We start from the raw sequence: 21221 nt of genomic DNA, 5'->3' as shown, positions 1-21221 counted from the left end.
TAGCCCTATGGAATATAGAGCTAAAGCCGCTTAAATCATTTTTATTATTTCCACTGTCTACTTGACAGGGGGCAGTTTATTATGTCAAACAGCTTTTGTACTTATGATATTAATAAATAGACGTCTTTTCAGCAGTCGTATTTTCCAGTAATTCCTTCACCCGTGCAAGGAAACGTCCACAAACAAGACCATCTAACACGCGGTGGTCAAGCGATAGGCATAGGTTTACCATACTCCGAATAGCAATCATGTCACCAGCATCACTTTCAATGACGACTGGACGCTTGACAATCGATTCAATTGAAAGAATAGCTGCTTGCGGATGATTAATAATTGGCGTAGACAAAACCGAACCGAACGAACCAGTATTGTTAACGGTGAACGTACCACCTTGCATATCTGCCCCGCTTAGTTTTCCTGAACGAACTTTTCCGGCTAACTCTTGGACTTCACGACCAATTCCTTTAATACTCTTTTCATCAGCGTTTTTAATAACAGGAACAAAAAGTGCACCCTCTGTTGCAACCGCAAGAGAAATATTTATTTCTTTCTTTTGAATGATTTTATCTCCAGCCCACATTGAATTTAGGTGTGGGAATTCCTTTAAGGCTTCGACCGTTGCTTTAATGAAAAATGGAAGGAAGGTTAGATTAAATCCTTCTTTTTCTTTAAAACCTTGCTTCACTTGGTTACGATACTGCACTAGGTTTGTGACATCGACTTCCACCATCATCCAAGCGTGAGGAGCCTCATGCTTGCTTTTCACCATGTTAGCAGCAATTGCCTTTCTTACTCCTGACACAGGAATTTCAACATCACCTTTAGCTATTGGTATATCAACTATCGGCTCTTCTGTCAAAGGCTTAACAATAGATTGTTCCGGAGCTTGCTTCTCTCGGTTTTCTTTGACATTCGTTGCCACTGATGATGTAGTAGCTACTGTGCGCTTGCCACTATCGAGTAAACGTTGCAAGTCTTTCCGCGTAATCCGTCCTCCTTTTCCAGATCCGGTTACTTGTTCAAGATCAATGTCATGTTCTTGCGCCATACGCAAGACAGCAGGAGAGTAACGACGCTTCTGTGATTGATCCGGTTCTTGTACAGATGATGTAGAACTAGTCACTGTATCGATAGGTTGAGGGCTCTTAATGTCACGCGAATCACTTGATTCACCTTCTACTGTAATTGTACAAATCACGACTCCCACTTCTACGGTTTCATCTTCTTGAACAAAAAGCTCTTTGATTGTACCTGAATAGGACGATGGAACTTCTGCATTTACTTTGTCCGTCATTACTTCGGCAATTGGATCGTACTTATTGACAAATTGACCTGGTTCAACAAGCCATTTGCTGATGGTTCCCTCTGTCACACTTTCCCCAAGCTGGGGCATTTTCATTTCTGTCGCCAATCGGTATCCCTCCTATCGCTTAAAATTCTGCTAGCTCACGCATTGCTTTTTCGACTTTTTCAGGATTGATCATAAAAAACTTTTCCATCGTTGGTGCATATGGCATTGCTGGTACATCTGGACCAGCTAATCGTTGAATGGGTGCATCTAAGTCAAATAAGCAGTGTTCCGCTATGATCGCTGCTACTTCACTCATAATGCTGCCTTCTTTGTTTGCTTCTGTAATTAGAAGGACTTTTCCTGTTTTCGAAGCAGCTTCAATGATCGCGTCTTGATCAAGTGGATACACCGTACGTAGATCAAGGATATGTACGCTAACCCCATCTTTTTCAAGACGTTCTGCTGCTTGCAACGCAAAGTGAACAGATAAACCGTACGTGATAACCGTTATGTCTTCGCCTTCGCGTTTGACATCGGCCTTTCCGATTGGAAGAGTGTAGTCTTCTTCAGGTACTTCCCCTTTAATTAAGCGGTACGCACGTTTATGTTCAAAAAATAAAACAGGATCAGGATCGCGAATCGCCGCTTTTAATAGACCTTTGACGTCATATGGGGTAGACGGCATTACGATTTTTAATCCTGGTACATTAGCAAAAATTGCTTCAACAGATTGCGAGTGATATAGCGCACCATGTACTCCGCCTCCGTATGGAGCACGGATCGTAATCGGACAACTCCAGTCATTGTTTGAGCGATAGCGAATTTTGGCTGCTTCCGAAATAATTTGATTCACAGCTGGCATAATAAAATCAGCAAATTGCATTTCAGCAACTGGTTTCATGCCATACATGGCCGCACCAATTCCCACACCAGCAATCGCCGATTCTGCAAGTGGTGTATCAATAACCCGTGCTTCACCAAATTTTTCATATAGTCCATTCGTCGCTCGGAATACACCACCACGAGCTCCAACATCTTCCCCAAGAACAAACACGTTCTCATCTCGTTCCATTTCCTCTTCTAACGCTTGCGTTACAGCTTCAATATATGAAATAACAGCCATCGTCCTATTCCCCCTCTCTATTCCTCTGCGTACACGTAATTCATTGCACTTTCAGGGTCCGCATAAGGTGCTTGTTCTGCATATTCAGTCGCTTCATCAATAATCGTTGCTATTTCTTTCTCAAGCTGTGCAGAAATTTCTTCAGTTAAAATACCGATTCCTGTTAAATAATCAGCAAATGTAAAAATAGCATCTAGCTTCTTTGCTGCCTCTACCTCTTCTCGCGAACGATAAGCTCGGTCATCATCATCACTAGAGTGTGGAGTTAACCGGTAAGAGACCGTTTCTATCAAAGAAGGACCTTCACCATTTCTGGCCCGGTCTGCTGCTGTTTTCACTGCTTCATAGACAGCAAGAGGATCATTTCCATCAACTGTCACCCCTGGCATTCCATATCCAATTGCTCGGTCTGACACTTTTTCACAAGCAAGTTGCTTTTCAATTGGAACTGAAATCGCATATTTATTATTTTCACACATGAAAATAACAGGTAGCTTATGAACCCCTGCAAAGTTAGCTCCCTCATGAAAATCTCCTTGGTTGGAAGACCCTTCACCAAACGTTGTAAACGTGACAAAATCCTTCCCTTGCATCTTCCCTCCAAGAGCAATTCCTACCGCATGAGGAACTTGAGTTGTAACTGGAGATGAACCCGTTACAATACGATTTTTCTTTTGTCCAAAATGTCCAGGCATCTGACGACCGCCTGAGTTTGGATCCTCTGCTTTCGCAAACCCTGATAACATTAAATCTTGAGCTGTCATACCAAACGTTAAGACGACTCCCATGTCGCGATAGTAAGGTAATATATAATCCTTGTTGCGATCAAGGGCAAATGCAGCTCCAACTTGAGCGGCCTCCTGACCTTGACATGAAATAACAAACGGTATTTTCCCTGCCCGATTTAAAAGCCACATGCGCTCATCTATTTTTCGTGCAAAAAGCATTATTTTATACATCTCAAGTACTGTTTCATCAGATAAGCCTAGAGCATGGTGTCGATTTTCAGTCATCTTATTTCCTCCTTCAAGAACATGTTTAAGAATGGATCGCAAGACCGTCAACAGCTAAGGCTGCTTCTTTCATAACTTCAGATAAAGTAGGGTGCGGATGAATCATGTCAGCTATTTCAAAATGTGCTGCATCGACAACTTGCGCTAATGCCGCTTCAGAAATAAGATCGGTTACATGAGGCCCAATCATATGAACGCCTAAGACATCGTCATTTTCTTTATTTGCTATGATTTTGACAAAACCATCCGATTGTCCGTAAACGAGAGCTTTCCCGATCGCCTTAAACGGAAAGGTTCCCACTTTCACATTGAAACCTTGTTCTATCGCTTGCTTCTCTGTTATCCCGACACTGGCCATTTCTGGGGAACTATAAATACACTTTGCGATTGTATCATAATTAATTGGTTCTACTTTCTTATCAGTGATATGGTCAACAGCGACAATGCCTTCATGAGAGGCAACATGTGCTAATTGTAAACCACCAATGACATCGCCAATTGCATAGATGTGCGATTCTTTTGTTTGGTTGTATTCATTTACCGAAATCGCACCATTCTCAACTTGAATATCTGTATTCTCAAGGCCAATATCAGCAACATTCGGACTACGACCAACAGAAAGCAACAATTGATCAGCATGGAAGGTTTCCTGTGTGCCATTTACCTCAGCAGAAAACGTAACTCCTTGATCTTTCTCAAACGTTTCTGGCAAAACGTTAGCGCTTGTTATAATTTTGATGCCTTTTTTCTTTAAGATCCTTGCCGCTTCTTTGGCTATATCAGCATCCTCTGTTGGAAGAATTTGTTCGCTGTATTCAATAACCGTCACGTCTACACCAAAATCATTAAGCATAGATGCCCATTCAATTCCAATAACCCCTCCGCCTACAATTATGATAGTGGACGGCAATACTTCTAGCTCGAGCGCATGATCTGAATACAATACGTATTTGCCATCAGCTTCTAGGTCTGGCAATCCACGAGGAGAAGAACCTGTTGCGATGATAACATTTTTCGGAATAAGCATTGTGTTTTCTTGCCCATCAGAACGTTCAACTGAAATTGTTCCAGGTGTCGGTGAAAAAATCGATGGACCGAGAATTCGTCCTTTCCCTTCAAAAACATCAATTTTTCCCTTTTGCATTAAATGTTGAACACCACGATGTAATTGTTCAACAATGGATTCTTTTCTTTTTTGCACCTTCGTGAAATCAAGACTCACATCACCTGTAATTACTCCAAAGTCATCTGAGCGTTTCGCAGTAGCCAACACTTCAGCACTTCGAAGCAGTGCTTTACTAGGTATGCAGCCTTTGTGCAAACAAGTTCCCCCAAGTTTTTCTTTTTCGACTACAGCTACTTTTAATCCATGTTGAGCAGCACGTATCGCTGCAACATAACCGCCTGTACCCGCTCCTAAAATTACAAGATCGTATTCTTCAGCCATGCAATCGATCCCTCCTTGCTCCTTATGTAAGTGGTGGTACTACACGACTTATAATTGTTATGAAAAATGGCAGTGGCTTCGGTCACTCATACCGCGGATGAGAAATTAGTACTCTTAGCCCGAAACCCCAGCAAAGTCTTTCCGGTCTTTTGGTCTATTTCCGGTCACCCGTACATCTATTCATTCTTCATTCGTACGCCTGCTATCAATTCATACCAGGATATTATACAAGCTCTTTAGCGGCGAGATAGAATGTGTTGTCCGTTTTGTAAGAATTGACGTCTAGATCTTCTCATACGCTCAATTCTTTCTTCCGCCATACGATCCGCTGCTTTAAATGTTGGGATTTGATCTCTTTTTGATATATTTATTACTTTTTCTATGTTTTGATAAATCCCTTCTACTTTCTTTAGCGCACGTTCGCTATTGTAACCATTTAATTCATCTGCTACGTTAATAACGCCACCTGCATTAATAACATAATCCGGTGCATATACGATACCCATTTCGTGAATTAAGCTCCCATGGCGCTCTTCTTTTAATTGATTGTTAGCAGCACCAGCAATTACTTTTGCTTTTAATTGTGGAATCGTTTGGTCATTAATAATCGCCCCCAATGCACATGGAGAAAAAATATCACATTCCACACCATATATATCATTTACGTCAACTGCCTTAGCATTAAAGTCTGCTACTGCACGTTGGACAGATTCCTTGTTGATATCTGTAACGATTAAAGACGCTCCTTCTTCGTGAAGGTGTTTGCACAAGTTGTAAGCAACATTCCCTACTCCTTGAACGGCAATCGTCTTTCCAGCTAGGTCATCCGTACCAAACGCTTCTTTTGCTGAAGCTTTCATCCCTACGTAAACACCATAAGCTGTTACTGGAGAAGGATTTCCAGATGAACCAAAAGCAGGAGATATTCCCGTTACATAGTCAGTTTCTTCATAAATTGTATCCATATCTTGAACCGTTGTACCGACATCTTCTGCTGTAATATAACGACCATTTAGTCCTTGAATATACCTGCCAAAGGCCCGAAACATTTCTTCATTTTTATCTTTGCGTGGATCTCCTATTATAACTGTCTTTCCCCCACCAAGGTTCAACCCTGCCGCAGCATTCTTGTACGTCATTCCTTTTGCCAATCGTAATGCATCTTCAAATGCGTCTGCTTCTGTGTCATACATCCACATTCTTGTACCGCCAAGTGCCGGTCCAAGCGTCGTATCATGAATGGCGATAATAGCCTTTAAACCCGACACTTTATCTTGACATACAACGACTTGTTCATAGTCGTAATTTTCCATATATGAGAATAATTCCATTTTGTTGCCTCCTTGAATATGCCACATCGTTAAAGATGAGCCCTTTGCCTTCTTCCTGCAAGTTCCATGCCATTTGAGGAATCCAACCCACTCCAGAACTTCTTCCAATGAAAAAGTTAACTTTATCCTACTTTTTTAAAGTGAAAGACAGATCCTAGTTAAAGGCATCATTTCTCTTACATGCCTATCTTAACCCTCTTTCATTCAAAATAATTGATGATACAATTATCGTCTTCACACCAGCTCTGAAAGGAAAAAATTTTATAAGTTAAAAATAATCCTTATTAGTCTTCACAAAACGATCACATTCCAAAATGAAACATGCAATATTTTTCATTGCTACGCAACATATTGCATGCAACATTATGCAATATTGTATTTCTCCATTTTATAATAAAGAGAGCGAAGCGATATCCCTAACACTTTTGCTGCTTTCGTCCGATTTCCTTGGCATTTGTCTAACGTTTGAATAATTACAGTTTTTTCGTATTCGTTTACTACCTGTTGGAGATCGCCATCTACCTCTATCAGTTGGTTGCTTTGATTAAGAAAATTTGGTGCAGCGTTCACATGATGGAGTGGTGGTAAATGATGTCGCTCAACACACTGACTAGACGGCTCCATGTAAATCATTGTCCGTGCTAGTACATTTTCTAACTCTCTGACATTTCCCGGCCAATGATATGTCGTTAAATTATTTATCGCCTCTTTTGAAATTGATTGGACGTACCTACCATAATCTCTATTTAATTTCATTAAAAGGTGTACAGCCAATTGCTCAAGGTCATTCATTCTCTCACGTAAAGGAGGGATATAGATCGGGAACTTATCTAAACGATAATAAAGATCTTCACGAAAACGGTTCTCAACAATAGCTTTTTCTAAGTTTACATTTGTTGCGGCAATAATCCGAACATCAATGGAAATCGGCTTCGTTCCCCCAACTCTTACAATCTCTTGTTCCTGCAAGACTCTAAGCAACTTTGCTTGCATCGAACTGGATAATTCACCTATTTCATCAAGAAAAATACTTCCATTATCAGCTTCTTCAAAGAGTCCCCGCTTCCCTCCTCTTTTCGCACCAGAAAAGGCACCCTCTTCATATCCAAACAGTTCACTTTCAAGTAATTGTTCCGATAATGCCGCACAATTCACTCGAACAAATGAATGATGGCTCCTCTTACTTTCATTATGTATAGCATGAGCAAATAGCTCTTTTCCTGTCCCAGATTCCCCTCGCAACAAAATTGTTGCTGGAGTAGAAGCTGCTAATTTCGCTTGGCCAATCGCTACTTTCATCTCGTTGGACGTACCGACAATTTCATTAAACGAATATTTCGCTTCAAGCGTTTGGATTCGCTTCTTCGCCTTTTCAAGTTGAGTATGTAATGCTTTTAATTCTGATACATCATGGATAACTCCAACGCTTCCACGCTTAGCACCATCTACAATAATCGGTGCTACGTTTACGATTACGTCTTTGTTATTTGGTCCAACCTTTAATGTCACACCGCGGACTGCTTTCCCTGTTTCGAGAACTTGTAAATGCATACTTTCTCCTTCTGAAATATCAGCTGTAGCAGGATGCCCAATTACATACTCTGGCTGCAAGCCTGTTAGACGTGTATAAGCAGGATTTATCATTAAGCCAATTCCCTTTTCATCCACAACTGAGATCGCATCATCAGAAGAATGAATAATCGCCTCAAGCATTGTCTGAATGCTTTTCAAATTTGTTACTTGATCCGACATCTCAACAAGGTCTGTTATATCTTTAAAAACAGCTAGAGCTCCAATGCAACGCCCTTCCTCAAACATTGGTACTCTTGTTGTAATCACATTCGTTCCGTTCTCTAATTGCTGTTTCCGATGATGCTCGGCCTCCTGAGTTCTCATGACCCGAGGCAATCCACTCGACTTCAAAACGTCTTTTATCGGTCGACCAATTGCAACACTAGCATTCGTTCCCGAAATTCTTTCAGCAGCTTTATTAAAAATTAACACATGTCCATACGAATCAATTGCGATCATGCCATCATGTGTAGAATTTAATATCGTTTCCTGTATCGACATTTGTTCATTTAAACGCTGAATAAGCTGATCTTTGTCTTGTATTAACGAGTAAAAAAGTCTAGCAAGTTGAGACGGAACAATCATCGTCTTAGAATCGAGCGTTTTTCGTAGTTCTAGCAACACACTTGGTTTTCCCGTTGCTTCGAAAACATAATCAATCTGTTTATGACAAATCTCTTTCCAATCGGTACCCGTTAGAATGTGATGTTTTTTCGCCTCTATTATACCAGGGGCTGACGTTTGAATATCAAACATAGCTACAACTTCTATATGTTCAATATCCATGAGCATCTGAAACAGGGCTGTCCCACCTTGTCCAGCACCAATTATTATGGCTCGCTTCATTTACATCACCTTTTTTATGACTTGGTCTTAACTTCTACTATTAATTTTCCTTCTTTTACTATTACGCAAAAGACACAAAAATGCAACTACTAAGATGTACACAGTAAAGAATTTTAGATATGATAGAGTTTGGGAGGTTGATACAAATATCGACCTTGAATTTATTAAAAAATTGCTTCAATCGTTTGCGTTTGTTCATACAAGTAGTAACCAATAAGTACGCTATACTATTTGCTGATAAACAGAACGATAAGTCTAAGAAAGAGGAATGTTTGATGGGACGTTTTCTAGCGCTTATGATATTAGTTATACCAGGGTTATTTGCTGGCTATGGAATAAAATTAATGAGGGATACTTTTTTCCAGATTCTCAATTTCCCTTACCCAAATTTATCATTACAATTTCTAGTAGGTTTGATTGCTTTTATAGCTGGTTTAAGCTTTATTGGAGGATTTATTTTCTATCGTGATCGAAAAAACGGGAAAATTGCTCCTCGGTTTCAAAAGCCTAAATCTTAATGATACATTGTTAGATGCTGAGTCAAATCGGTACCCTCTCACCTTGACTCAGCGCAATAATGCAATAATTATAACCACTGCATTTCTTACAGTAACAGAGCCTCGCTGTTTACTTTCTCATCACACCAAGCTGATCGATCCTTCTTAAAAGTGTAGACTTTTCGATTACTTTAGAAAAAGAATATTTTTCAGCTAATGCAATAAACATTACGACGAACATAAGAAGGACTATTTGAAGCAGGAAACTAAGATGATTTAAACTAATCACGGCCAAAATCGCACCAATCACTGTAGCTCCGTTATCCCCCAACATTGCTTTTTTATATCCTTCTAATACATATAGAACATAAAGGATCGATAGTAACATCATAATGAAGGGAAAAGCCGGCAACGGATTAACAACAATGACAGATATGACTATACATACTGTCACCTTCCAAACTCTCAACGGACGTGTATCAAATAAGTTCATAACATGGGGAAACCCGGTTAACAAACACAAGGCAACAAACGAAGCAAAAATAGAGACAGGCTGATTCATCCACAGAAATAAAACTGAAAATGCAACAGTTCCTACTGCTTTAACTAAACCTGTTGTGAAAACACCTTTTCCAATTGCATGCATTATATGGCCTTTTAGCCCTTTTGGATAAGACTTTCCATAAATGTCATCCATTAGCCCAATAAACCAAATACTAAACACGTATAAAAAAGCAGAGAAGGATAACGTTTCATTTATTTGAGGAGGAAAAGCGTAAGCAAAAGCAAAACTATAAATAATGACAACACCTAGGCTATAAGGCACTTGCTTCCCTTCATAATTTAAAACACCTAAATTCATTGTTTGGAAAGCGATCATACTTAAATAGGCAACAACCGGTAATGAAATAAAAAATACGATCATGGCTTAGCTCCTCTGAGCTGCTTCTTTATGTCAGCCCATTGTCTTATACGATGAACAAAGCCTTTCATATCCTTTCCCATTTCTCTATGCTGCATAGTTGTAGGGATTTCTAAACACTTTGCCCCCGCCTGTAATAAATCAATTGTCATCTGTGTTTCAATTCCAAACCCATGATAAGCCTTTTTGAGTAAAACCTTCAACCACTTTCGATGAAAGACTCGTTGACCTGATAGGGGAGCCTGTAATTTCACACCAGTTTCCCTGAGAACGATAGATTGAACTCTTCGTTTGACAAACCCCATTCCAGCTTGTCTTCCAGGTTTAATTATCGAAATGGTGACATCTGCCCTTCCCTGTTGAAGCGGCTGTATAAGTGAGAAGACGTCTTTTGCCGATTCCTCTAAGTCCGCATCTAAACAAGCAATATAGGTTCTCGTTGCTAAACGCCACCCCTGTTGCATTGCGTAGCCCTTTCCTCTATTGATCGAACTTGAAAAAACCGTATCCGCATACATTTCAGCAATTTCTTTCGTCTTATCACGACTGCCATCATCAATTACAATTACCTCAGCTGAAGGAAAATATTTCTTAATAGTTTCTAATGTTTTCCCTATTCTCTCTTCTTCATTATAGGCTGGGATAATAAAGGAGATATCATTCATGACGAAGAACCCCCTTCTTCTTCGATGCTACGATACGGTCGTTCACAAGGGTTTGAATTGCTTCAACAAACGATGGTTTCTTGTGATCTTTCCTTTTTTGCCATTTGAATACGAGCCTATTGTTGCCCTCCAACGTATGAATTCCTTTTAAATCAGTTATTTTATCACCTGCTTGAATTCGGCACAGCCATGTTGAACCCATACCAGCTCGTCCTTTTTCCAGAAATTCTGTCATTCCTGTTCGACAGCCGATTAAAAATAGTCGGTCTGCTCCTGCCCAATAGGAAGCTGTAATCGCAACATCTTCACTTGTTCCAATAAATCGGATCGTGTCAACATCTAATCCTAGCTCTTGTAAGCGTTCTTTTCCTGGAGAGTGTCCATTCGGATGCTCATGGCAAATAAGCACAGCCCCACAATGAATTGCATTTTCACTTATAGAATCCATATCACCGATAATAAAATCAGGAACGACTTTATGTTTTAATAGTCCATCTGCCGCTCCATCTACTGCCACAATACACGTTTTTGATTTTGCTAAGGCGTGACGTACAGCTTTAATATCCTTTTCGTAATTTGTATTTCTCGCTACAACAAAGACTTCTGTCCCTTTTAACTTAGAAAGAGAAGCTGGTAAATCAGGAATGTCTGTAAACCAGGCAGACTCACGTTCAGCATATTGTAACGTATTTTGAACAAAATGTTGGAATTGATTGGAATAATTGCGCTCTGCTAATTTCTCTTTCTCCTCAATTAGGTGTTCTGTATACGTGAGCAAACTAGCTACATACACAGGTTCATCCTGATGTTCAACATAAAGTTCATTTTGAAAAATAATCGCTTCTTCCCCTTGATAGCCCTCTTCTGATTTTGAAGAATCCATCACATCAAAAACTGGGATTCCAGCTTGTAGTAGATGTTTTACATGATCTTGAGGATACCGACCACTCATTGAAGTCTTAGCGTTGATTACAGCCTTCACTTTCGCCTCAATTAATCCATCTACCGCCACACCGTCTAAATCTTCATGCCACAAATAAACAATAGAGCGTTTCGGTAAATATTGGAGCAGCTTCTTTGTCTGTTTATGTTCATAGATAGGTCCTTTAATTAACTTAGTCATATGAAAACCCTCTTTGCACCGTTTGGTCATAATATGAGCAGTTTTCATAAATTTATTTATCAATCATTCATGAACTTACATTTGTTCTAAATTTACTATATTCAATGTTTCGGTTATTTGGCCTTAAACCTTTAATTCATTTTCAGGAAAATTAAAAACACTCCTGAATTGGAATGCCTATAATTTTTTCTTTTTCTTCATCTGACACCAGACGAATAAAAGAATACTTGCTACCGTAAATTTCAGGATTATCGCTGTTCCGATAATGAAGATAATATTCACTCTGTTATCATTAAACAAGAAACCACGCTCCTCTCTAGATTAAATACTATATAGACAGTGGAAACCCTTTTCTTTTTTTATAATTTCAGACACTTTCTTAACAGACAATAAAAAAACACCTCTACTTTGTTAATAGAAGTGTTTTTAGATCAATCTTTTCGATCTGATTTGTTAGGGTTCTTTCAAGACACTTTATGTTCAATCCGCAATTTATCAGCAACCATAGCAATAAATTCAGAGTTCGTTGGTTTTGCCTTTGAATGACTTACCGTATAACCAAATAAACTTGAAATAGAGTCTATATTGCCACGACTCCAAGCCACTTCGATTGCGTGACGAATGGCACGTTCAACTCGACTTGATGTTGTATTAAACTTCTTGGCAATGTCAGGGTAAAGAACCTTTGTAATTGACCCTAGAAGTTCAATATCATTGTAAACCATTGTAATCGCTTCACGTAAATACATATAACCTTTAATATGAGCTGGTACACCAATTTCATGAATGATACTCGTGATGCTCGCGTCTAAATTAAAAGTATTATGGTCCTTCTTCTGTGCATTTGATATGAATGATTGCGTTGAAGATTGTTGAATAAATGATCTTGTTTGTCCACTCACTTCTCTAATATTGGAAATTAACACTTCCATATCAAATGGTTTTAACACGTAATATGCTGCACCTAGATCAACTGCCTTTTTCGTAACATCCTCTTGTCCGAATGCTGTAAGCATAATGATATTCGGTCTTTTCTTCAAATTCAGTTTATTAATTCGCTCAAGTACAGCCAGACCATCTAAATGAGGCATAATAATATCCAAGATAAGTACGTCCGGTTCTTGTTCCTCAATTAAACTCAAGCATTCTTGACCATTATAAGCTGTCCCTACAACTTGTAAATCATTCTGGGTTGATATGTATTCATTTAGTAAGTTGACTAACTCACGGTTATCATCAGCGATACACACTTTGACTTTTTGCACTTAAATAGCCTCCTCTGTTTCCTGTTTTCTCTCTTAATTTACGTTTTCGACAGCGAGCATTCAATTCCTTTTATTTTTTTTATATTATTTAAGTTTTTTTCGATTTACTCAGTGTTTCTCCAGTATACTTCCTCATTCGACCTTATTCGCATTTTGACAAATTCATAAAACTAACTTTGTCGAATTTTCTTTGCTTATTCTTATCATACCACATAATATTGAAAAGAAAAGAAGCCAAAACGATTTAACTCGCTTTGGCTCCTTGTTTATTTGCAAAATGATCCGTTACTCCTGCTTCTTCTAACATCCAACTTATATGACAACCGTATCCACTAGTTGGATCGTTGACAAAGACATGGGTAACCGCACCAATTAATTTTCCATCTTGAATAATCGGGCTTCCACTCATCCCCTGAACGATTCCACCTGTTGCTTCTAGTAATTTAGGGTCTGTTACTTTAATAACCATCCCTTTTGTAGCTGGTTGTTTTTGTGGGACTGAGCTTACAATTTCGATGTCATATTCTTCAACATCTTCCCCTTCAACAACTGTTAAAATCTTTGCAGGCCCCTCTTTCACATGAGTAGAAAGCGATATAGGCATTTTATCATCATGTATTTTATTTTTTAAATTTGCTTCTTTTAATGTTCCAAATATACCAAAGGAACTATTTTTTTCAATTGTACCTAAAACATCACGTTGTTCGGATAAACTTGCAAGCTTTTCGCCCGGGTCTCCATTGCTTCCTTTTTCAATTGAGGTAACCGAAGAGCGAATAATTTGACCATCATGGACAACAATTGGTTTTTGTGTGTCCACATCAGATATTACATGACCCAATGCCCCGTATTTTTTTGAATTTGGATCATAAAAAGTTAACGTACCTACACCAGCTGCTGAGTCTCTTATATAAAGACCCATTCGGTAAGAATGCTCTCCTTTTGCTTTTAAAGGTGTTAAGTTCTTCTCAATCGTTTGATTGTCTCGCTTTACTTCTAGTTTAAGGCTGCGACCAGCTTCACCTGCTGTTTGTACATACTCACCAACTTGACTCATTCGTTGAATCTCATGATCATCAATCTTAGTGATCATATCGCCTACTTCGATTCCTGCTTCTTCTCCTGGCGAAGCTTCTCCATCATCATTTTCTACAAGATGATGACCAACTACGAGCACTCCTTCAGTATTTAACTTAACACCAATCGATTGCCCACCCGGTATAACTTCTGTTTTCGGAAGAACATTAACATCAATGCTTTTTACAGGAAATCCTGCAACTTCTAATGACACTTTATCTGTTGGTTCAGACTCACTTGTTCCAGTCATTTGAAATGTAAGCGCTGATGGCGCAGTTGATGCCGTAACCGCTTTGAATGACTTCGTTGCATCTTCTATTGGTGACAACTCGCCTTCAAATATCGTCATCGTTGTAGGAATTTGAACCCATTCACGAACCCCATCAGAAAAACCTAGGCTTACTACAAATATAAAAACAAGGACCCCTACTGTTTTCCGTATTATATCGCCTCTCACTCACTTCACTCTCCTAGCTCCTTGCCCACACCTCCGTTATTGGCTGTACTATTAATGTTGCCTTCTGTGTGAACATTTATAACTGGAACAAAAAGAAAAAAGCTAACCTTTTTTGGATGCTACTGAAAAGGTTAGTTTTTGAGGGCACTGAAAAAGGTCGATGTTTAAGGCCACTGAAAAAGCAATAAGCGTAGCCGTTGCCTTGTATTAAAGCCCGCTATGAGTGGGTTTCTCAATCCGCGGGCGCGCAACGTGCGGAGCCATTGTGGCTTCTGGTTTGTGCCTTTTTCAGTGTTTTCTTTTTTGGGGTAGCTTTTCAAGCAGGCTGTTTATGCAATTCTGCGAGCTCCAATAATTCCTTCGCATGTTGGATCGTTAAGTCAGTCATTTCTACTCCGGAAATCATACGAGCAATTTCGTTTATTTTTTCTTCTGTTGATAGTAATTTCACTGATGTTTTGACTCGTTCATTCTCTTCCTGCTTATGAATGTACAGGTGTGAATCAGCCATCGCCGCGACCTGTGGCAAATGTGTAATGCATAACACTTGTGATCCGATAGAGATCGCATGTATTTTTTCAGCAATTGCTTGAGCAACGCGACCACTCACGCCTGTATCAACTTCATCAAAGATAACAGACGTTACACCTTGTTGATTTGAAAAAATTGATTTAATCGCAAGCATAATCCGTGAGATTTCTCCTCCAGAAGCGACTTTAGAAAGTTGCTTCATCGGTTCACCTGGATTAGTCGACAAGTAAAACTCTACTGAATCTATCCCATCTTGGCCAAAAGGGGTTGCTTGTCCATCAATAAGGGGTGAAAATTTGCTGCGAGCTTTTTCAGTAACACGTACATCAAAGATTGTTTTCTCCATATATAAAGAACGAAGTTGCCCGTGAATTGCTTCGGTTAATTCCTTTGCTCCTTGCTTTCTTATTGCTGTTAATGCTTTTGCCTCAACAAGAATATCTCGCCACAAAACATCTAATTCTGCCTTCAGTTTAATAATACGATCATCTTTATGGATAATTGAGTCTAAGTCTTCCTCTACTCTAGAAGCATATTCTAAAATATCATCGACTGACTCCCCATATTTCCGTTTCAACCGCTGAATATCGTGAAGTCGACTCTCTATAAATTCTAGTCGATTTGGATCAAATTCAATCTGTTCAACTCGGTCCCTTATTGTAAAAGCAGCTTCCTCTAGTAGAAAATAGCTATTACTCACCGATTCAAGTAATGCTTTTAACTCTTGATCAATATTTGCGGCCTCTTCAAGATGGGTCACAGCGGTACTCAGGAAGTCAAGACCTCTCCCCTCTCCATATAAGCTTGTGTAGCTATCCTGAAGTAGAGAATATAATTTTTCACTATGAGTCAGCTTATGTCGCTCATCCATTAATTGAATGTCTTCGTTCGGCACCAATTTCGCTTGTTCAATTTCTTCCAATTGGTACTGAAACAAATCTAATTTTTGTGCCATTTCCTGCTCGTTTTTACTTAAGCTTGTCACTTGATTTTGAAGCTGGAGTGCCCGTTTATATAAATTCTGATACTCTTCAAGTGTTGGAGAAAGTTTATGCTGAATAAATCCGTCCAGCATTGCTATATGCTCTTCCGGTTGTATTAGTGTTTGGTGTTCATGTTGGCCATGAATATCAACTAGCGTTCGTCCAATTTCACGTAAAATCGCTAGAGTAACCAATTTCCCATTGACTCGGCAAATGCTTTTTCCTTGTGAAGTAATATTTCTTCTTAGAATAAACATGGAATCTTGAACATCTATTCCTACTTCCATTGCCTTTTCCATAATAGGATGGTTTTCTTCCACGATGAACAATCCTTCAATTTCGGCACGCTTTTCTCCGTATCGAACAAATTCTGCTGATCCTCGACCACCAAGAAGCAACCCAATTGCATCAATAATAATCGATTTACCCGCTCCAGTTTCCCCAGTTAAAACGGTTAACCCTTTTTCAAACTGTACTGTTAGTTCCTCAATAATCGCAAAATGTCTAATTGATAATTCAATTAACATGCACGTCCCACCCTTATAGCATATCTAAAAATCGCTCGGTAACTCCCGGGCATTCCTCTTTTCTTTTGCAAATAATTAATATCGTATCATCCCCGCATATCGAGCCCATAATCTCAGTCCAATCAAGGTTATCAATCAACGCGCCAATGGAGTTTGCATTACCTGGTAATGTTTTCATAACAATTAAATTTTCTGAAAAGTCAATGCTGACAAAGCTATCCATTAAAGCACGTTTTAGCTTCTGCAATGGATTAAAACGTTGGTCTGCAGGTAAGCTATATTTATAACGCCCATCTTGCATCGGAACCTTAACTAGGTGCAACTCCTTGATGTCCCTTGATACCGTTGCTTGAGTTACGTTATACCCTGCTTGACGTAATTGTTCAACTAAATCGTCTTGTGTTTCAACCTCATTATTTGCAATAATCTCTCGAATTTTTATATGTCTTTGTCCTTTGTTCATCTTATCTCACCTATTTCTATACTATCTCATACATTCATTATCCATGTATTTTTGTAACAATACAACATTAGAGACGACAAATATTGCAAAAAAACAAGAAAACTATTTGTTTTTCTCATTTTAAGTAGCAAGTTTGCGCTATTTACAAAAATGTAAACTATCAGCATTTTAAAAAAGCCTTAGTCCATTGCTGAACTAAGGCCTCCTAATTAATGATCCGCTTCGACTTGTTTCGTTTTTAATGATTCATGAGCTTGATCAACAACATCTTGTACCGAGATCTCATCATCAATCATGCCAACTTCTTTTGTACCCTCAAAACGTAAATGCATGAGAAATTCAATATTCCCTTCTCCTCCTTTAATCGGAGAAAAGCTAAGACCTTCCACATCGTATCCTTCAGAGGTCGCAAAATCTGTCATTCTCTTTAACACATCTTCATGAACAGATCTTTCACGAACAATTCCTTTTTTTCCAACTTGCTCTCGTCCCGCTTCAAATTGCGGTTTAACTAGAGCAATCACATCACTACTTGAAACAAGAATTGTTTTTAGAACTGGTAGTATGAGCTTTAAAGAAATAAAGGAAACATCAATAGTGGCAAATTGAGGCAAGCCTTCCTGTAAGTCTTCTGGTGTTACGTAACGAAAATTAGTTCGTTCCATTACGGTTACACGCTCGTCCTGCCTTAGCTTCCATGCTAATTGATTATAACCAACATCTAATGCGTACACGGCTTTTGCTCCATTTTGCAATGAGCAATCGGTAAACCCACCTGTTGATGCACCTATATCAATCACAATTTTCCCCTCTAATGAAAGGTTAAAAAGAGAAATAGCCTTTTCTAATTTTAATCCTCCACGGCTGACATATGGAAGCGGATTTCCTTTAATCTCAAGAGGGGTATTACGATCAACCTTTATTCCTGGCTTATCGATTCGTTCTGTCCCAGAAAAAACAAGACCAGCCATTATTGAACGTTTCGCCTTCTCTCGCGTTTCAATAAGCCCTAGTTCCACAAGCAAAACATCAATACGCTCTTTCTTAGTCAATGTCCGTTACGCCCTTTGTCTTTTTTTTGGTAGCATTGTCACAAGTTGATCAAGAACATTTGCTGAAGTCAGACCAATTTCTTCAAGCAATTCAGATACACTACCGTGCTCAATAAATTTATCTGGAATTCCCATTCGTTTCACTTCGACGTTGTGAAAACCTTGGTCATGGAAATATTCCAATACTGCACTGCCAAAGCCACCTTGAAGAGCTGCTTCCTCTAGAGTTAATAGTGGAATTTCTAACTTTGCTAAATCATGCAAAAGTTGCTCATCTAATGGCTTTACCGAGTTGGCATTTACTAATTTAACTGAAATACCTTGTTTCGCTAGTTGACTTACTACTTCTTTTGCAACTGGTAGCATTGTTCCAAACGTTAAAATACAGGCTTCTGTGCCTTCATGTATCGTGTCCCATTTCCCGATCGGCAGTTTCTTCAATTCTTCATCCATTTTAATGCCATATCCATTTCCTCGAGGATAACGAACAGCTATCGGACCATCATCATATTGACAAGCTGTATAAATCATATGCTGTAATTCATTTTCATCTTTTGGCATAATAATTTTCATGTTTGGAAGGTGACGAAGATACGCAATATCAAATACACCTTGGTGTGTTTCACCGTCTGCCCCTACAAGTCCTGCTCGGTCAATCGCAAAGACAACATTTAGGTTTTGTCTACAAATATCGTGAACAACTTGATCATATCCACGTTGTAAAAATGTTGAATAAACAGCAAACACCGGCTTCATCCCTTGTGTCGCTAATCCACCAGCCATTGTCGTTGCGTGTTGCTCCGCTATCCCTACATCAAACATTCGCTTCGGAAATTCTTTTGCAAATACATCAAGTTTCGTCCCACCTGGCATCGCCGCTGTTAACGCAACAATTCGTTTATCCTCGCGTGCGATTTTCTTTAACGTTTCAGCGAAGACGCCACTATAACTAGGAGGACCTGGCTTTTTCACGACTTCACCAGACTCAATTTTGTACGGTCCAAGGCCATGCCACGTCCCCTTCGCGTCGTTTTCAGCTGGTTCATACCCTTTTCCTTTTTTCGTCAGAACATGAACAAGTACTGGTCCTTTTGTTTTCTTAGCATATTTCAAGTTTTCTGCTAAATCATCGAGATCATGTCCATCAACAGGGCCTAAATAGGTGAAACCTAATTCTTCAAAAAAGATTCCTGATACGAGTAGATATTTCAAACTATCCTTCACTCGTTCAGCAGTAGAAGCTAGCTTTCCACCAAACGCTGGGATTTTTTTAATTAATTGTTCTAGCTCTTCTTTTGCCTTATGATATTTCCCTGCCGTACGTAAACGCGCTAACACATTATGCAAGGCCCCTACATTGGGAGCTATCGACATTTCATTATCATTTAAAATAACAATTAAATCGGTTTGCTCATGTCCAATATGATTTAATGCTTCAAGTGCCATCCCACCTGTAAGAGCACCATCTCCAATGATCGCTATGACGTTCTCATCTGTACCTTTAATATCTCTTGCTGTAGCCATTCCCATAGCAGCAGAAAGAGATGTTGAGCTATGTCCAGTTTCCCAAACATCGTGCTCACTTTCGTTTCGTTTCGGAAAACCACATAATCCTTTGTATTGACGTAGTTTATCGAATTGGCCTGCCCGACCAGTTAGAATCTTATGAACATATGCTTGATGACCTACATCCCATATAAACTTATCCTTAGGACTCTCAAATAAATGATGCAAAACAAGTGTAAGTTCTACAACTCCTAAATTCGGTCCAAGGTGTCCTCCTGTAACGGATAGTTTTTCAATTAAAAAATGGCGGATATCTTCAGCGAGATCCTCGAGTTGTACTTTTGAATAATTCTTAAGGTCGCTTGGGTCTTTAAATTCCTCTAGTTTCATAAAGGAACCCTCACTTTCGAGTCAGTTTGTCTTTTTTCTTCGTTTTTCCATTTGTTGAAAATATTTTTATTTTTAATCTTACCTCTAAAAAATATAATAATCTACCTACTTGATAGATGATCGGAGTTGAGTAGTGAATCGCCAAAGTTTTCCCAACAGCTTTGCCCCCAACTGTTAAAGCAGCGACTACACTCGTAAAAAGAATAGAGATTGCAAATTGCTGGATCGACGTATCTCCATAGCCTAACTGTACAGACAGTTGCAAAACGACGTAAGCAGATGCGGTTCCACTTATAATACCAGAAATATCACCAATTACATCATTACAAAAGTTAGCAAATTTATCAGCATTTCTAGTTATTAGCACAGCATGTTTTGCTCCATATAAGCGTTCTGAAGCCATTGCATGAAATGGTTTCTCATCCGCTGCAGTTGCGGCTACACCTATTGTATCAAAGAACACACCTAAAAAGACAATAATAAAGACAATCCCCATGCCGATTGCCCAAGTAACGCCACTTAAAATAAATGTTGAAATAACTGAAAAAATAGCCGCTAACACAAGTGTGATAACGGCGATTCCCAAACTCCAATGTATTGATTTCTGAAGAGGTTTCATAATTATCTATCGATCACCTTTTTTTAAGAAAAGTACTATGTATATGTTTGGAGTGGTCATTTAAAGAGTAAACTCTGTAGCTTAGGTCCAGTAGGATTTCCCAATTTAGCTCCTTTGCGTCGCCGCAGAGGCGGTTTCCCTTTATACTAAACTTGACGTTGTCACCAATCGTCAGACTGGATTACCACTTAGTCTACACTGCAATCCTCTTTAAATGTCTCTTGAACAGTCTAGGAGATTTCCTCAGCAGTCCCTTGCCATTCTTTTATCCTCTTTTGCAGAGTAGATTTCATATGGGTCAAAGTCAAAACCTGTTGGCCGACACGTTTTGACCTCATTTCCATAATCCCCTCTCCCTCCACTCAAGGCAGGCTACGCTGCAGACAAGCTCCCTAGCTTGCCGTTGCAGGTTCATACCCTTTGCCCTTAAGCCATACTCTTGTATGGCCCGAGCAAAAGGCCTCCACGGTAGGAGGGTCAACGCCCACATGCCTTTGTGGATCGCCCTACTACCTTTTCTC

The 21221-nt window shown here is 39.3% G+C and carries 17 protein-coding genes; 1 reads left to right on the top strand and 16 read right to left on the bottom strand.

The features are described 5' to 3' along the window. Nucleotides 1-109: 109 nt before the first annotated feature. From SLH51_RS16880 to SLH51_RS16855, 6 genes are all read right to left on the bottom strand, one after another. The gene (locus SLH51_RS16880) at nucleotides 110-1411 is read right to left on the bottom strand and encodes a dihydrolipoamide acetyltransferase family protein (RefSeq protein ID WP_335962571.1); all 1302 of its coding nucleotides are present in this window, start codon (nucleotides 1409-1411) and stop codon (nucleotides 110-112) included. A gap of 19 nt (nucleotides 1412-1430) precedes the next feature. Continuing rightward, complete coding sequence (locus SLH51_RS16875) at nucleotides 1431-2414, bottom strand: alpha-ketoacid dehydrogenase subunit beta (protein ID WP_335962569.1); 984 nt, start codon at nucleotides 2412-2414, stop codon at nucleotides 1431-1433. Between the two features lie 17 nt (nucleotides 2415-2431). Beyond that, complete coding sequence (locus tag SLH51_RS16870) at nucleotides 2432-3427, bottom strand: thiamine pyrophosphate-dependent dehydrogenase E1 component subunit alpha (RefSeq protein WP_335962568.1); 996 nt, start codon at nucleotides 3425-3427, stop codon at nucleotides 2432-2434. 25 nt (nucleotides 3428-3452) lie between these two features. Further along, nucleotides 3453-4874, bottom strand: coding sequence for a dihydrolipoyl dehydrogenase (gene lpdA, locus SLH51_RS16865; protein WP_335962567.1), 1422 nt, complete (start codon nucleotides 4872-4874; stop codon nucleotides 3453-3455). 236 nt (nucleotides 4875-5110) lie between these two features. Then, nucleotides 5111-6205: a branched-chain amino acid dehydrogenase gene (gene bcd, locus SLH51_RS16860; protein ID WP_335962565.1), complete on the bottom strand. Its 1095-nt coding sequence runs from the start codon at nucleotides 6203-6205 to the stop codon at nucleotides 5111-5113. Nucleotides 6206-6568: 363 nt separating this feature from the next. Next, nucleotides 6569-8623, bottom strand: a complete 2055-nt coding sequence (locus tag SLH51_RS16855; RefSeq protein WP_335962564.1) for a sigma 54-interacting transcriptional regulator — start codon at nucleotides 8621-8623, stop codon at nucleotides 6569-6571. A gap of 275 nt (nucleotides 8624-8898) precedes the next feature. On the opposite strand from SLH51_RS16855, the gene SLH51_RS16850 reads away from it, so the two are divergent. Beyond that, the gene (locus tag SLH51_RS16850) at nucleotides 8899-9141 is read left to right on the top strand and encodes a DUF2627 domain-containing protein (protein ID WP_335962563.1); all 243 of its coding nucleotides are present in this window, start codon (nucleotides 8899-8901) and stop codon (nucleotides 9139-9141) included. Between the two features lie 109 nt (nucleotides 9142-9250). On the opposite strand, the gene SLH51_RS16845 is transcribed toward SLH51_RS16850, so the two are convergent. The 10 genes from SLH51_RS16845 to SLH51_RS16800 form a co-directional block, all read right to left on the bottom strand. Further along, nucleotides 9251-10045 (bottom strand): hypothetical protein, encoded by a 795-nt coding sequence (locus SLH51_RS16845; protein ID WP_335962562.1) that lies wholly within the window; start codon nucleotides 10043-10045, stop codon nucleotides 9251-9253. Continuing rightward, a complete protein-coding gene (locus SLH51_RS16840) occupies nucleotides 10042-10707 on the bottom strand; it encodes a glycosyltransferase family 2 protein (RefSeq protein ID WP_335962561.1) in 666 nt (221 codons plus the stop codon). Before SLH51_RS16840 ends, SLH51_RS16845 begins: the two co-directional genes overlap by 4 nt. Then, the gene (gene steA / locus SLH51_RS16835) at nucleotides 10700-11830 is read right to left on the bottom strand and encodes a putative cytokinetic ring protein SteA (RefSeq protein ID WP_335962560.1); all 1131 of its coding nucleotides are present in this window, start codon (nucleotides 11828-11830) and stop codon (nucleotides 10700-10702) included. The genes SLH51_RS16840 and steA overlap by 8 nt, the downstream gene beginning before the upstream one ends. Before the next feature lie 464 nt (nucleotides 11831-12294). Then, nucleotides 12295-13095 (bottom strand): sporulation transcription factor Spo0A, encoded by an 801-nt coding sequence (gene spo0A / locus SLH51_RS16830; protein ID WP_335962559.1) that lies wholly within the window; start codon nucleotides 13093-13095, stop codon nucleotides 12295-12297. Nucleotides 13096-13339: 244 nt separating this feature from the next. Continuing rightward, nucleotides 13340-14629 (bottom strand): SpoIVB peptidase, encoded by a 1290-nt coding sequence (spoIVB, locus tag SLH51_RS16825; RefSeq protein WP_335962557.1) that lies wholly within the window; start codon nucleotides 14627-14629, stop codon nucleotides 13340-13342. A gap of 316 nt (nucleotides 14630-14945) precedes the next feature. Then, the gene (gene recN, locus SLH51_RS16820; protein WP_335962555.1) at nucleotides 14946-16670 is read right to left on the bottom strand and encodes a DNA repair protein RecN; all 1725 of its coding nucleotides are present in this window, start codon (nucleotides 16668-16670) and stop codon (nucleotides 14946-14948) included. Nucleotides 16671-16683: 13 nt separating this feature from the next. After that, nucleotides 16684-17133, bottom strand: a complete 450-nt coding sequence (ahrC, locus tag SLH51_RS16815) for a transcriptional regulator AhrC/ArgR (RefSeq protein WP_335962554.1) — start codon at nucleotides 17131-17133, stop codon at nucleotides 16684-16686. A gap of 209 nt (nucleotides 17134-17342) precedes the next feature. Continuing rightward, the gene (locus tag SLH51_RS16810) at nucleotides 17343-18185 is read right to left on the bottom strand and encodes a TlyA family RNA methyltransferase (RefSeq protein WP_335962553.1); all 843 of its coding nucleotides are present in this window, start codon (nucleotides 18183-18185) and stop codon (nucleotides 17343-17345) included. 6 nt (nucleotides 18186-18191) lie between these two features. Beyond that, the gene (dxs, locus tag SLH51_RS16805) at nucleotides 18192-20081 is read right to left on the bottom strand and encodes a 1-deoxy-D-xylulose-5-phosphate synthase (protein ID WP_335962552.1); all 1890 of its coding nucleotides are present in this window, start codon (nucleotides 20079-20081) and stop codon (nucleotides 18192-18194) included. Nucleotides 20082-20091: 10 nt separating this feature from the next. Beyond that, the gene (locus SLH51_RS16800) at nucleotides 20092-20700 is read right to left on the bottom strand and encodes a hypothetical protein (protein WP_335962550.1); all 609 of its coding nucleotides are present in this window, start codon (nucleotides 20698-20700) and stop codon (nucleotides 20092-20094) included. Nucleotides 20701-21221 lie beyond the last annotated feature (521 nt).

The organism is Halalkalibacter kiskunsagensis (assembly GCF_037027555.1).
In the GTDB taxonomy this organism is placed as follows: domain Bacteria; phylum Bacillota; class Bacilli; order Bacillales; family Bacillaceae_D; genus Halalkalibacter; species Halalkalibacter kiskunsagensis.
This window is presented reverse-complemented; position numbering and strand designations above follow the sequence as displayed.